The organism is Chlamydia ibidis 10-1398/6, assembly GCF_000454725.1.
Classification (GTDB): domain Bacteria; phylum Chlamydiota; class Chlamydiia; order Chlamydiales; family Chlamydiaceae; genus Chlamydia; species Chlamydia ibidis.
The window spans coordinates 383,118-398,664 of sequence record NZ_APJW01000001.1 but is presented as its reverse complement, the minus strand read 5'-3'; the positions used below and the strand labels follow the sequence as shown (position 1 = coordinate 398,664).

Genomic DNA, 15,547 nt, shown 5'->3' with positions numbered 1-15,547 from the left:
CCTCTTGACTTTTAATTATTTTTTTGATCCGTTAGGGGCATCTCAATTTACCAAGAGCTATATATATGAAACGTCTAAATCTCTGGTTATTAATGTCTTCAGCATTAATGACCACGAGTCACATATGTTGTGCACAAGCGCAAAATATAGGCCCCTCTGATGTATGTAACGGGGGTGCTTTTTCTCAACTTACTGGCAGTAACTATACGTGTATAGGAGACATTTGCTTCTCCAATATAAATACGACAAATAAAAGTTGTTTTGCCCCAACAGCAGCGCTCACTCTTACCGGAAATGGTTACGACATTTGCTTCCAAAGCATTACTTCTGGCACCAAACCGTGTGCTATTGAGGCGACGAGTGGAAACGTAACCATTTCGGGATTTTCTAGTTTCTTATGCACAAATGCGCTAAACAGCGGGGCTATTTGTTGTTGTGATACTTCAACAACAGCAAGAACTCTTTCTATGTCCGGGAATGGCACAGTTTCATTTTTAAACAATACTGCAAGCTCAAAAGGTGGAGCTATTTGTGCGAATGTGGTTAGCATTACCTCTGCTGGACATACTGTATTTTCTGGTAATTCCGTCTCTACCAATTCGGGAAAAGGTGGAGCCATTTGCATAGATAAAGGCTCTACCACTTCAGGAAGCCAATGTACTCTATCTGCAGAAGGAGGGCATATCATCTTCGATGGAAATACTGTAAAATCTAGCAGTGGGGCTGTACAAAGAAACTCTCTTTATTTAGGAAACAATGACTCAGCAACACATGCTTTTAAAGCTAAGGAAGGCTATGGGATTTATTTTTATGATCCTGTAACATGTGATGCTACTTCTCCATCTGGAGCTGTTAATATTAACGACACCGGATACACTGGATCTATTGTATTCTCAGGAGAAAAACTTTCAGCAGAAGAAGCTAAAGTCGCTGAAAACCTAAAATCTTCTTTAGGACAAGCAGTTACTTTAAAGAAAGGCACTTTAGTTCTTAAGGATGGAGTCACTGTAGAGGCAAAACAAGTTACTCAAAGTGATAATACTTCCACTCTTATCATGGATACCAATACTACCCTACAAACTTCATCCTCTGGTGAAGGCATAACGCTTAAAAACCTCGCGGTTAACGTGGCCTCGTTGGGGGGGGGGGGGTACCTCTACTTCAGCTAATATTAAAACCCTTAACTCAACTCAAAAAGCTATCGCTATTGACTCTCTTAGCCTGATTGATGCCGATGGCAATGGCTATGAGTATCCCGTTTTTGGAAAAAATCTAGACATCACAGGAATCACTGCAGCTATTACAGGAAGTGGTGGAAGTGTTTCAGCACCTACTACCAATAATACTGATCAACTTCCTCACTATGGTTACCAAGGAAGTTGGGCCATTCAATGGGGTTCTGCAGCTCAAACTAATTCAGCAAAATTTATTTGGACTCATACGGGCTACATTGCTAATCCCGAGCGTGTGTGTGCTTTAGTTCCTAACACCCTATGGGGAAACTTCTCTGACCTCCGTGTTATCCAAAATCTTATGGAAGTCAGTGTAGATGGCGCCGAATGTCACCGAGGCCTATGGGCATCCGCTGTTGCTAACTTCTTGCATAGAAGTGGCTATGACGTCCAAAGCCCTAAAGGAGCTCCTTCCCCAACAGAAACAAGACGAAAATTCCGCCACCATAGTGTCGGCTACATCGTGGGAGTCATGGGAGAAACCCTAAATGAAGATATCCTCAATGCCTCTTTCTGCCAGCTCTTCGGCAAAGACAAGGACTACTTCATAAGCAAAAACTCGGCTACCACCTATGCAGGCTCCCTATATTACCAACACACCTCTTGGTGGAACGGATGGAACAAACTCATCCACTCTATAGTGGGAACTGAAGCTCCTCTAGTATTCAATGCTCAGCTCACTTACTCCCACACCTCTAACGATCTCAAAACCAAAATGACAAAAGCTTTCCTTCCAGAAAAAATGGTCCTCCCCTCCCTCATCAAAGGCGATTGGGGGAATGATTGCTTTGGTTTAGAGTTCGGTGGTGCTGTGCCTGTAGACCTCAATAACCCCTGGTTATTCGACACCTACACCCCATTCGCTAAACTCCAACTCATCTATGCCCACCAAGGAGACTTTAAAGAAAACACAGAACAAGGAAGAATCTTCGATAGTAGTAGCCTCACTAACCTCGCCCTCCCTATCGGAATGAAGTTCGAGAGATTCGCAAAAAATCATGACGCTTCCTTCAACGTGGTCTTAGCCTACTCACCAGACATCGCACGAGGAAATCCTGACTGTACCACGTCTTTAGTCATGGAACCCTCATCAGCAATCTGGACCACACGAGCTACTAACTTGGCTCGAAATGCTTTCATCGCTCAAGCCGGGAATCATTTCTCCATAACCCCAAGATGTGAGATCTTTAGCCAATTCGGCTTCGAACTCCGCGGATCAGCTCGTACTTACAACATAGACCTGGGTTCTAAAATCCAGTTCTAACCCACTCACCTCCCCCATCCCCTAACAGGGATGGGGCCTACCCTAATGAATAGCCTTCAGGTTTTCAGGATCAGTATCCTTCTGTATTTCTTGACTTTTAATTATTTTTTTGATCCGTTTAAGACATCTTAAATTACTAGCACCGTTTACTATGAAGCGTCCTCCTCTTTGGTTACTACTTTCTTCTGGACTAGCATTAACTTCTTCTTTTTCCTTTGCAAACGGAGGAGAAACAACTGCAGAAAATATACTTCTTTCTTCTAAGAGTAGCTATGACGGCAACATAACGAATCAAGAATTCTCACCCAATACTAAAACATCGACTACTAATTACTATGTTATTGGCAATGTGATGATTGCTAATGCAGGTTTAAAACCTACGAACGCTGACCTTAAAACGATAGAAACAGGATTAACATCTAGCTGTTTTTTTGTATCTAATGGGGATCTTAACTTCATAGGAAACGGGCATAGTTTAAACTTTTACAATATACAAACGAAATCAATTCAGAATGGAAATCCTCCTCCACCTCCACCATCCCCTCAACTCATTCCTGCTGCTATCGAAGTTAAGGGTAGTAGCGTGGGAACTACAGATATACATATTCAAGAAACGTCTCCAAAAAACATAGGAAATCTATCTGTCCAAGGATTCTCTAACTTTTCTTGTATGTTTTGCCCTCCCTTAAATCAAACAACCTCTTCTACTCTTGGAGCAATCAAAACCACGGGATCTTCCACATTTATTAATAATGCGTACTTAACTTTTGATAACAATCGATCTCCAGAGAATGGCGGGGCAATTTCTAGTTCTGGAATCACTATCGAAAGTAGTTTGCTATCCACTACATTTTCATCAAATTCCTCAGCAAAATCTGGTGGAGCTTTGTACTCAAACAAAAACATTACTATTTCTGGTAACCGCCGTGTGGTTTTTTCCAAAAACATCTCTACACAAACTACTACAGTTTCAAACCCTGCTTCACTCTCTTCCGATGAGCATCTGAAATTAGAGAAAACACCCGCAGACAAAGAAACTTTCCCAAAAGCAGAATCAGAGTCATCCATTGACGCTGTCCTACCTAAAGCCATCTTAAACATACCGTTATCATCTCAGCATTTTGCTGTTCCTCTCTTAGCATCCATCTCAAATCAAGAAGTCTCACAAGTAACAACTTTATGCGGTGGTGGCGCGATTTGTTCGGGAGCCAGTGATTCCATGGTAACATTAGAAAATAACGGCTACCTAATGTTTACAGAAAACTCGTCTAAAACACAGGGAGGAGCCATTTGTGCAAATAAGCTCACCCTGTCATCGGGTGGTCCCGTGTTATTTCTTAATAATTCAGTAGAGAGCTCTTCACCTAAAGGGGGAGCTATTGCCATTATGGGAGATTCAGGAACGTGTAGCATTACAGCGGATCGTGGCAACATTATCTTTGACGGGAATACTATCATAACTACCTCTGCACAACAGCAACAAGCTGAAAAGAAAGTACAGTCACCTCCCACAACGACAAGAAACTCTATAGATCTATCTTCTGGATGCACACTCAAAGACTTACGTGCTAAGTCTGGTTATGGTATTTTCTTCTATGATCCTATTACAAGTGAGCCGCCTAAAGCTGCTGGAAAGTCCAAAGAAAATTCCCAATCATTAAATATTAATAATCCTGATAGTACTAATGCCTCTGTTTACACTGGAGCCATTGTATTTTCAGGAGAACATGTATCTCCAGAAAACACGGTTTCTCAGGAAGAAGCACTCACTGAAAATCTTAACGTGAAATCTAAGATTAGTCAGCCTGTAGCTTTAAAAGCAGGATCTCTAGCATTAAGAAGCAGAGCTATTTTAGAGGTAAATTCGTTTTCTCAGGATGCGGGTTCTCTACTTGTTATGGATTTAGGAACTACTCTCCAAACTCCTAAAACAACAACGGGATCGAGTATACTAAAAACATCTAGTTCTAAGGATGTCACATTATCCGCATCAGTGCCTTCTGCCACAACACACGACGTCACACCTGCTTCTGCTACAGGCATCACAATCTCCTCGTTAGGGATTAACGTAGGTTCTATGATTAATGAGTCGCATCCGGTTACTATCAAAGCACAAGGAACCAGTGAAACAGCTACAGTGACTGCTATCAGCCTAGTAGACAGTAGTGGCAACAGCTATGAATCGCCTAATTTTGGAAAAAACAAAACCTTTAATAATGTTATTAACATTTCAGGGACACCTGCAAGTCATATACTATCTGTAATATCAGGAAACACAGTAGATTCTACCAAGCAGGTTCCTCTACCACACTATGGCTATCAGGGAACATGGACAGTCACTTGGTCTGATGCTAATGCAAAATCTGGAAACGGAAATAAAACTGTTTCATTATCTTGGGAGGAATCAGGGTACAAGGTGAACCCAGAACGCAAGGGTTCTTTAATCCCTAACACTCTTTGGGGAAACTTTTCTGACATTCGTGCTGTTCATAATCTAATAGAGAATAACCTTCATAATAATCAGCGTTGTCTAGGCTTCTGGGCATCCGGATTGGGAAATTTCCTACACAAAAGTTCTTCTGGAGATCGTCAAAAATTCCGACATAACAGCGGAGGTTATAGTTTAGGAATACTTGGGAAAACGAACAAAGACAATACTCTCAGCGTTAGTTTCTTTCAGATCTTTAGTTCTAACAAAGATTTCTTAGTTTCTAAAAATTCTGCTACGGCTTACGGAACATCTCTATGTTATCAACATACCAACTATTGGAAAGGATGGAGTTGTTTAGGGATTACATCACCGGTAACTCTTAATACACTGCTTTCTTATACTTATGCTTCCAATAGAGTAAAAACGGAGATGACAACTACCTATGCTCCTGCAGGGGTTACTTATCCTAAACTTAAAGGAGATTGGGGAAATAACACTCTTGCTGTAGAGTGCGAAGGTTCTACTATTATTAGCACCCCATGCTCAAGAATCTTTGATAACTATGCACCTTTCTTAAAACTGCAACTGATTTATGCACATCAGGGAGATTTCCAAGAAAACGATAGTACCTATGGAAGATATTTCGATAGTAGTAGTTTAACAAACTTATCTCTTCCCTTGGGCATAAGATTTGAAAAACACTCTAAAAAAGAAAATGCTTCTTACAATCTAACCTTAATTTATTCTCCGGATGTGATTAGAAGTAATCCAGAATCTCATGCACACTTACTTAATGATCCCAATGTAGCGAAATGGGTCAGTAAGGGAACTAATCTTGCTCGACAAGCGTTCATCTTGCGTACAGGAAATCGGTATATGTATAGCCCGAACATTCTCCTACTTGGGGAATTCAATTTTGAAATTCGAGGTTCTTCTCATACCTATAACGTTAATTTAGGATCCAAAATTTGCTTTTAACATCCTATCCCGTCTCTATGAAGAGACGGGGACATTTAGTCTTAATGACTTTCCCTCTCTTTCCCTTGACTTTAAATTATTTTTTTGATCGTTTGTAGTTACATAATAATATGTCCAGACTTTGACTATGAAACACCTTTCTCTCTGGTTATTAATATCTTCCGGAATTACTCTTTCATCATTTTGTACATTTGCCAATGAAACTATGAACTTATCTTCCAAAGATAGTTATGATGGGAGCACCACTACACAAGAGTTCACACCAAAGTCTACTTCTCAATCTGCTACCTATAATCTCACTGGGAACGTCAGCATTAAAAATGCGGGCATGCAAGATCTAGGGTCTGGATTAACGACTAGTTGTTTTTCTACTACTGGCGACCTCACGTTCATAGGAAATGGGTATAGCTTACTTTTCGATAGTATTCTGACAAAGATTCCTGATCAACAGCCGCCGGCTGCAACACCAGTACCAGGGGCTATTAATGTGCTCACTGATTCCTCTGTAGAATCCCATATGGTTGAAGCAGAACCAGAGGCAACACAACCTAGTTTCCCCCCATCTGGGGCTATCAGTGTTTTGCTTGCCTCCAAGCAAACCCTACAAGAACCAACTTTAACATCTGGTAATTTAAAGGTATCAGGTTGTTCTAGCTTCTCATGTTCTTACTGTCCTCCAGAAAAAGTGGACCTATCTGCAATAGGTTCTACTCGCGGAGGAGCTATAAAAGCCGCGGGTGGAATTACTTTTAAAGATAATACAAATATCCAATTTAACTATAATGCTTCTTCTGATGGAGGAGGAGCTATAAATTCTAGGGTCTTCACACTAGAAGGAAGTTCAATAAGTGTGAATTTCTCAAACAACTCTTCAGCAAAGTCCGGGGGAGCGATCTTTTGTCAAGATGCTCCAGCAGCTGTAATTTCTAATGATCTAAATAAAAGCAAAGAAGCTTCTCTGCCTAAGATCTCTGGTCAAGTTCAAGCATCAAACAACCAGAATAATACAGAGAATGATGCCCACATCCTAACGATCACTGGAAATAGCAATGTCATCTTCTCTGGAAATTCTGCTGGAGAACAAGGTGGTGCGCTATATTCTCATGGGATAACCACTATTGCAAATAACGATAGCGTTAGCTTTATCAATAACTCTATTAATACTGCGCTAGCGACTCCAAAACCCAAAAAAGCCACTGAAACTAATGAACTCTCTGTAAGTCATTCTGACGAGAATCTTAGTAAAGACCCCATAGAGAAAATAGAAAAAGCAGAACATGTAGAAAAAGAGAATTCTGCACACCCCATACCATCTGTTCTGGAATCCGTACACATAAAAGCACTCACTTCACAAAAGTCGGCTCCTTTAGCTAAACAAGCACCAGAAATATCCACAGGATGTGGAGGAGCTATTTACTCTTGCACTACCTCAGGAACAGTATCTCTAGAAAACAATGGGGAGATAACCTTTTCTGGTAATACATCCCAGAATAAAGGTGGGGCTATCTGTACAAAAAATCTTGTGATTGTCTCTGGAGGTAAAACGACATTTATCAATAACTCAGCAACAGCAACGGCCTCCCCTAAAGGTGGGGCAATCTCAATAGCTGATGGCGGAGATTGTAGTTTAACAGCAGACAGTGGGGATATTATTTTCAAAGGAAATACGACAATCCAAACTGGAAGTCAGAAAACAAAATCTCAAGGAACACCTACCACTACCAAAAACTCTATCGATTTAGGAGCTGGAGCAAAAATCTCTAAGCTTAATGCTAAAGAGGGCTATGGGATCTATTTTTATGACCCTATTACAAGCACATCTAACTCAGCAACTTCTACCTCAAATTTATTGGCTCTAGTACAGGATGGATCGAACGGAAATACATTAAATATTAATGATACTTCTAATGGTGCTGTCTATACAGGAGCGATTATCTTTTCTGGAGATGGCCAATCTTCTGATTCTCAAGTCCAAACATTAGCAATACAGGAAATAGCACCAGAAAATACTAATTTAAAATCCACTATCAATCAGCCTGTGGCTTTAAAAGCAGGATCTTTGGTTTTGGAAAAAGGTGTAGTTGTAGAGGTAACGTCATTTACTCAGGAATCTGGTTCCAGATTAGTTATGGACTTAGGAACCACTTTGCAAACTCCCACGGCTCCCAGTGTAGTAGCTGCATCTAATCTCATTGCCGAAACAAATAAAATTATGATGAGCTCCCCTGGCGCAGCAGCAGTAACGGGAACGGGAAGTGCTAGTGCCAACGCTAACATTACTGTTACTGATTTAGATATTAATGTCGGATCCTTACTTTATTCTACAGGCAGTTCAAAAACAACCCGTACACCTGCTGTTATTAAAGCCCAAGGTACAAGTGCCACTGCTACTGTTAACCAGGTACATCTCGTAGACACTACAGGAAATTCTTATGAATCTCTACTTTTTGGATCCAATCAGACCTTTCCTGATGTTGTCACAATACAAAGCGGTACTGGTGGGGTATCAGGATTCATACTTGCTGACAACCAAGTATCCTCACAAAATGCCTCAGGCCATTATGGTTACCAAGGAAAATGGACTGTAACCCTAGCACCGGCTACTGAAGAATTACGAGTCACTAATGGGACAAAAAAAGTACAAATAGCATGGGAACCGTCCGGCTACATTGCTAGCCCAGAACGCCAAGGTTCTTTAGTCCCTAATACACTATGGGGATCCTTTGCCGATATTAGAGGGATACAGAATGCTATCCATACTGCCATTGATGGTTCCCAATATAAAAGAGGCTTCTGGGCATCCGGATTGGGAAATTTCCTACACAGAAGTGCGGTTTCTGAATCTCGTAGAAATTTCCGCCATATGAGCGGGGGGTATGCCCTAGGAGTCTTAGGTGAAAATTCTTACGGAGATGTTCTAAGTTTAGCTTTTTGTCAATTATTTGCTAAAGATAAGGATTATCTAGTTTCTAATGCACATGCCACAATTTACAGTGGTTCTCTGTACTATCAGTATGCGACTTCATACAACTTTTGGGAAAAATTCTCACGTTCGATTTTCTGTATTGCAACACCATTATATCTTCACGGACAAGTAACCTACTGTCATACTTCAAATGATATGAAGACCAAGTTGACTAGCAAATATGCTCCTATAGGTGTGACATACTCACCAACTCAAGGTAATTGGGGCAATGATAGTGTAGGAATGGAGCTCGGGGGAAGGACGATTTTCAACCTATGTGATGAGTGGTTGTTTGACAGTGTTGAACCATTTATTAATTTGCAAATATTCTATGGTCATCAGGGAGACTTCAAAGAAAATAACAAAGCAGATGGAAGATCTTTCAGAAGCAGCCATCTTGCCAATGTTGCCCTGCCTGTAGGAATAAAATTCTCAAGGCTATCAGATGATGATCCAGCGGTGTATAACGTAACTATTGCTTACTCCCCAGACATCATTAGAAATAATCCCCATAGTACAGCTGTTTTACTAAACAATCCAAAAGTAGCTGTATGGGAAGTGCCTGCTACAAATCTGGCAAGACAGGCGTTCATTATATCTGGTGGGAATCACTATGCATGTTCTAGAAAGATGGAAATGTTCAGTCAGTTCCGTTTTGAACTCAGAGGATCTTCTAAAACTTATAACGTTCAAGTAGGGTCAAAGCTCCAATTCTAAATTATCTATTCTTCTTAGTTACTCTATCATTTCCGTTATGGTAGAGTAACTAAGAATTCCTACTATTTCCCCCAACAATATTGTAGACATAGTTTCTTATCTGATGTTATTGACATTTAATTAATTTTTTGATTGTTTGAGAATATTCTGATATCCATTACTTCTGAATCATGAAAAATATTTCTCTTTGGATTCTAGCAGCTTCTGGAATAGCTCTATCTTCTTTCTCAGGTTTTTCTCAAGGATCTACATCACCTATAGACCTATTTGAAGGTTACAATGGGAATTTTGAAGAAGGCCCCTTTCAAGGCTACACAGGTTCTTCTTACAATTGTGTAGATAATATTTGTTTCTGCAACATTACAACTGCATCTCCCCCATCTGATTCACCAGCTAGCAGTTGTTTTTGCTCTAGCTCAACCCTTACATTACTTGGAAATAGTAACAACTTGTATTTCTCAGATTTAACTATTAACGGTACTGCTGGAGCTATTTCCGTAGGAACTCGCGCAAGTAATACTGGAGATTTGACTGTTTCAGGATTTTCTAATTTTGCTTGTTATCAGTGTGCTGATTCATCTGGCAATGGAGCTATCTGTATCGGAGGAAATGCAGCTTTTGACCAAACTAAAAAGTTATGGTTCCAAGGTAATAATTCTTCAGATAATGGGGGAGCTATTAACTGCTCTGGATTGTCCATACAAAACTGCTCTGAATCCTTAGTATTTTCTGGAAATCTTTCTTATAAAAAAACCTCTAGTAGTTTTTCTTCTGGAGGAGCTATTTTTTGTGCTCTTATCTCCCCTCCTGCACAACCTCCTTTGGAAATGGAACTTGCGGAAGATCTACCTTTAGAAAGGTCCCCAAAAGACGGCTCCCCTATCTTAAATATCCAAAATAACTCTGAGGTTATTTTCAAAGACAATACGTGCACAAAACGTGGTGGTGCACTTTATTCGCATGGAGAATCTGTGATCGCCAACAATGGCAAAGTAGCCTTCCTTAATAATACCACAAAACGTTCTGTTTTTGCATCACCAGGAGATTCATATGAACCTACTGATTTAAGCGGTGGCGCTATTTATTCTAGTCACAATTCCGACACTTTAACATTTCAGAACAATAGCGAGCTAATTTTTTCCAACAATAGTTGTAGTGGGACAAAAGCTACTTCATCTGGAGGAGCTATCTGTGCTAAAACTCTTCATATCATTTCTGGCGGCCCTACTTTGTTTAGTAACAATTATTCTCTAGGGAAAACTAGCGTGGGAGGTGCTATTAGTGTAACCTCTTCTGGAAAGTGCCACTTATCTGCAGAAGGAGGCGATATTGTCTTTGAAGGGAATAAAACTATAACTGTTACAGATACGCCTGCACCTGCCACTACAACAACCTTGAGAAATTCCATAGATTTGGCAGGCTCATCAGAAATAGGCACGCTCAATGCGTGTGAAGGCTATGGGATTTATTTTTATGATCCTATTACAAGTACTTCTGTAGGTAGTACGGGTGAAACTGAATTAATTATCAACAATAGCCTGAATCAGCTTTGTACAGGAGCTATTGTTTTTTCTGGAGAAAAGCTTACAGATAATGAGAAATTGGAACCTAAAAATTTCACATCTAATTTTTATCAACCACTGACTCTAAAATCAGGTTCTTTGGTAATCAAAGATGGTGCTATCGTAAATACTGCGGGCTTTAAACAAGAAGCAGGGTCTAAAGTCATTATGGATCTAGGGACTACATTAGAAGTCACAGGATCCAAAAAATCTACAAGTCCTACAGCGACTGTAGGTGGAGTAGTTCTTACAGATCTCTATGTTGATATTTCCTCCTTATTGGGGGGGGGGGGGGTACTCCTGTTAAAATCAAAAACTCGGCCACACAAGCTGGCAATGGCGTTAAGAACGTTACAATCAAAAGCATAACTCTCACCTCTTCTGATTCTTCTTTTTACGAATCCCCTATCTTCAGTAAAACTATTTCTTACCCCAATCTTATTGATGTTACCGCCCCCACAGACGGTGTGATTACTTTGCCTACACCGGACACTTCTGGAGAAACTAGAGAACACAATATAGATTTGTTATCGGAACCAGAAAATACAACAAAACAACTGGTGGAGGGGCAATATGGTTATCAAGGAGAATGGATTGTTAACTGGGCACCTATAACCAAAACCGCAGGTGGCACGCAAGGTGCAACCCTCGTTTGGAAGCAAACGGGATATAAAGTTAATCCAGAGCGCCAAGGGGATATCGTTCCTAATACTCTATGGGGATGTTTCTCAGATGTGCAATCTGTACAAAATCTCATGCATGCAAACTTAAGCACCTCCAGATATCGTAAAGGTCTTTGGGGAGCTGGGTTAGCAAACCTAATTTATAAACAACGTACTCCTAAGAAACAGAAATTTCATCATGCTAGCGGAGGATATGTAGTAGGACTTTCTGGAGAAACACGATCTGAAAATATTTTTGGTGGTGCATTTTGTGAGTTATTTACAAGGGATAAAAACGAGATAGCTTCACGCAGCAATGCGCATAGTTATTTGGGAGCAGTATATTATCAGTATAATACAGTTTCTCTTCCCTTAAGATTGCATGGGCAATTCACTTACTGTCATACTTCGAATGATATGAAAACAAAAATGACTGAGAAATACGCTCCTAAAGGCACCTCATACCCTGTCCTTAGAGGAGAATGGGTTAATGATTGTTTTGGATTAGAATTTGGAGGATCTATAAAAGTTCCAACTAGAACCTTACGAGTAAGAACGTTCTTAAATATCCAAGCCATCTATGCCCATCAGGAAGATTTTAATGAAGACAGCATTGCATATGGTAGAAAATTTGCAAGTAGTGACTTAGTAAATCTCTCATTACCCATAGGTGTCCATATAAGTAGACTAAAAGGAAAAAATGATTTCCACGTATCAGTAGCCTATTCTCCAGATTTAGTGAGACATAATCCTCATAGTGATGTGTATTTGTTAAGCACCCCATTGGGGGCAAATTGGCGATCATGTGGAACAAATCTTGCTCGTCAAGGGCTCCTAGTCCGTTGTGGCAATCATCGTGCGTATACTCCTCATTTTTCTATATTTGGGAATTTCACTTATGAACTTCGAGGATCTTCACGCACTTGCAGTGGTAACTTAGGGTCCATGCTGCGATTTTAACAGCACCTATTCGAATAGGAAATATTTATCTTATGGATCAGGGAAAGACACGTTAAGTCTTGCTTTATTTTCTCCTTTATCCTATTCCATATAGAGCTGCAAAATATGTAGGAAATACGTATGAAAAACTCTATTTATGGAGTTTTGCTAATTTCCTCTTTTGCCTTATCCTTTGGAAATCAACTCTTTGCCGACGACGCACAGCCTAAAAATGTCGACCATGGATTTAACGGCTCATCATCTAGTGAAACTTTTAGAATACAGAAAACGGATAACCCCGAGCAAACCTCTTTTACTCTAATTAAAGATTTTGTCTTTGAAGATACTGCGAATTTAGTCACAGCCAACAAAAGCGTCTTCACTCATTCTTCTGGGAATTGGGTTTTTGATTGTGCTAACCACGATTTTAGAATTAGCAGATTGAATTCTACAGCTGAGGGTGTGTGCATTCACTCAGCAGTCGATGGAAAAAGCATAACCATCAGTAAAGTAGACGATTTGATTATTCGTTCTTCCCCTGCTAATTATAGCGGCAAGGGAGCAATTGTTTCTAACAGCTCTTTACTATTTACGGACGTTTCTGTTGCAATATTCGAAGAGAATACATCATTAGAAGATGGTGGAGTTATTTCTTGTGTAAAATCCACAAAAGCTGGAGCTTCAACTCCCAGGGTATCATTTAATCAAATTGAGTTTCTGATAGTTGCGAAAAATGGCTCTAAAAAAAATGGAGGAGCCTTTTGTGCAGATAATCTTTTATTGACTGCGAATAATAGTGCAGAGTTTCGTGAAAACTCTGCATTAGGAAGCGGTGGGGCTATCTACGGAAATAGTGTTGTATTGACTACAAATCACGGTATGACTTTCCGTGGAAATCGCGCACAGAGCAAAGGCGGGGCTATCTGTATTGCCCCCTCTGGAAGTTTAAGCCTCACAGCAAATACTGGAGATATGGTCTTCGTTGGCAACCACACGGTTACTAACGGTGATATAGTCCAAAATAGCATTCACTTAAGCAATAATGCAAAATGCTTGTTTCTTAATGCACGTGCAGGATCTTCTATTATATTCAATGACCCTATTACTTCAGAAGGTTCTGTAAATACCCCACTAAAAATCAACGCTCCCAATGGTGGGACCACTTTTCATGGTGCCATCCAATTTCTTCCTTTAGATAATACTTCTGAGATATCAAGGACTTCGCGATTTCCTCAACCTGTCTCTTTAGAATCCGGATCCTTACGTCTTCATCCTGGAGCAATTGTGCAAGCACGTTCCTTAGAACAGAAACCTCGTTCTCTATTGTTTTTGGATAGAGGTTCTGCTTTGACTGTGGAATCAGGAGCAGACATCTGTAATCTCCATATGAGTATGGAGAATATGAAAATACCTCCTGTGAAAATCTCAGGCACTAACCCTACTGCGACCGTGCATATAGGTGGGCCTATCGTTGTTCATCTGGATGATGAGATGTTTTATAACCAACAGATTCTTGCTCAAGAAACAGAGTTTGACTTGGCACATATTACCGTGCCGAGCTTAGAAAACATTATGGTTTCTGAGGTTCCTACATCTCCACATATGACTATGATCTCTCACCGTGGTTATCAGGGAAATTGGGAAATATCTTGGGACCAACAACCTCAAGATGCCAACCATAATGCTATGAAAAAAATGCAATTGCTTTGGCGTCCTTCAGGCTATGTACCTTTTCAAGGGGGAACAGAGGAATTCATGACTTCCTTAGTTCCTAATAGCCTATGGTCTCTGTATTTAGATACACGAACATCACAACGTGCTATAGATCTTGAAGCCTTACCTTTATCAGAATCAGGACTATGGGCATCGGCAATTACAGGACTTCAGGAACAAGCTGGCAATGATCGCGCTAAAGGATTTCTGCATAAAAGTTTGGGTTACTTTATAGGCGGGCAATTACAAACTCTTGATGACGATATATTTCGTGTAGGGATATCGCAATTATTTGGCAGTACAGAAGATCACGCGCATGGTAAGGTTAACAATAAATTTTTCTCAGGCTCCCTATATTTCCAACACACGCGTCCTCTTCTTCCCATTGTAAGATTTCTCTCAGGAACTTCAACTTATAGACCTAGAGTGCTCTGTTTGATTCCTAGAAGTTTCCCCATTACTTTTCATGCTTTAGCGACTTATAGTCATAATAGAAATCGTATGCATGTGAGCTATATGGATACGACAACTACCACAAGTTCCTGGAACACCTATGGATATTCTGCAGAAATTGGCACTTCTCTTACCTTTTCTTTAGACAACACTCACACTTTTTTCCATTACGCTTCTCCTTTTATTAAGTTGCATTGGATTTCTGCTTATCAAGTACAGTTCCAAGAGGAAGGTATAAAAAGAAGATCATTTAGTGGGAGTAGATTACGCAGTCTTGCTCTGCCTATAGGGCTAAAAATCCATGGCAGTGCTATGCAGAGTCTCTCCTATGAATTATCAGCTATGTATTCAGGGGATATCTTCCGCGATAATCCTAACAATGTTACCCACCTTCTTTCTGGCGGCATACTACCTTGGACGACGATAGCAACAAACCTTCATAAACATGCTGCTATATTCCGTGGATTTGGAAATTTAGCTCTCACACAATTCGCAGACATTTTTTCAACAGCAACTATAGAACTCCGTAGGTCTTTCTATAACTACAATGTAGACCTAGGGACTAAGATTAATTTTTAGATATTTAACACCAAAAAATTTTTAGTATAAATTGTGCTATCTTGCGTAGGGC

The 15,547-nt window shown here is 40.2% G+C and carries 7 protein-coding genes and 1 pseudogene; all 8 read left to right on the top strand.

The window, feature by feature from the left end; genetic code table 11:
- Positions 1 to 65: 65 nt before the first annotated feature.
- The 8 genes and pseudogenes from H359_RS05225 to H359_RS01700 all read left to right on the top strand — a co-directional run bounded on the left by H359_RS05225 (position 66) and on the right by H359_RS01700 (position 15,495).
- Positions 66 to 1,169, top strand: coding sequence for a hypothetical protein (locus tag H359_RS05225; protein ID WP_021119528.1), 1,104 nt, complete (start codon positions 66 to 68; stop codon positions 1,167 to 1,169).
- A gap of 1 nt (position 1,170) precedes the next feature.
- A pseudogene (locus H359_RS05220) lies at positions 1,171 to 1,359 on the top strand (hypothetical protein); the annotation flags it as partial.
- Between the two features lie 108 nt (positions 1,360 to 1,467).
- Entirely contained in the window at positions 1,468 to 2,496 is a 1,029-nt protein-coding gene (locus H359_RS05215; RefSeq protein WP_021119504.1) for an autotransporter outer membrane beta-barrel domain-containing protein, read from the top strand.
- Positions 2,497 to 2,647: 151 nt separating this feature from the next.
- Positions 2,648 to 5,905 carry an autotransporter domain-containing protein gene (locus H359_RS01715; protein ID WP_020371013.1) on the top strand — a complete coding sequence of 1,086 codons (3,258 nt, stop codon included), beginning with the start codon at positions 2,648 to 2,650 and terminating at the stop codon, positions 5,903 to 5,905.
- A 127-nt stretch (positions 5,906 to 6,032) separates the two neighbouring features.
- Positions 6,033 to 9,587, top strand: coding sequence for a polymorphic outer membrane protein middle domain-containing protein (locus H359_RS04965; protein WP_020371012.1), 3,555 nt, complete (start codon positions 6,033 to 6,035; stop codon positions 9,585 to 9,587).
- Between the two features lie 170 nt (positions 9,588 to 9,757).
- Positions 9,758 to 11,518, top strand: a complete 1,761-nt coding sequence (locus H359_RS04960) for a polymorphic outer membrane protein middle domain-containing protein (RefSeq protein WP_021119521.1) — start codon at positions 9,758 to 9,760, stop codon at positions 11,516 to 11,518.
- Positions 11,519 to 11,625: 107 nt separating this feature from the next.
- Positions 11,626 to 12,771 (top strand): autotransporter outer membrane beta-barrel domain-containing protein, encoded by a 1,146-nt coding sequence (locus tag H359_RS04955; protein WP_155848243.1) that lies wholly within the window; start codon positions 11,626 to 11,628, stop codon positions 12,769 to 12,771.
- Between the two features lie 120 nt (positions 12,772 to 12,891).
- Complete coding sequence (locus tag H359_RS01700; RefSeq protein ID WP_020371008.1) at positions 12,892 to 15,495, top strand: autotransporter domain-containing protein; 2,604 nt, start codon at positions 12,892 to 12,894, stop codon at positions 15,493 to 15,495.
- Positions 15,496 to 15,547: the final 52 nt, after the last annotated feature.

Coding starts and splice junctions, on each gene's coding strand:
- H359_RS05225 (WP_021119528.1), top strand. CDS start 66: ATGAAACGTCTAAATCTCTGGTTATTAATGTCTTCAGCATTAATGACC.
- H359_RS01715 (WP_020371013.1), top strand. CDS start 2,648: ATGAAGCGTCCTCCTCTTTGGTTACTACTTTCTTCTGGACTAGCATTA.
- H359_RS04965 (WP_020371012.1), top strand. CDS start 6,033: ATGAAACACCTTTCTCTCTGGTTATTAATATCTTCCGGAATTACTCTT.
- H359_RS04960 (WP_021119521.1), top strand. CDS start 9,758: ATGAAAAATATTTCTCTTTGGATTCTAGCAGCTTCTGGAATAGCTCTA.
- H359_RS01700 (WP_020371008.1), top strand. CDS start 12,892: ATGAAAAACTCTATTTATGGAGTTTTGCTAATTTCCTCTTTTGCCTTA.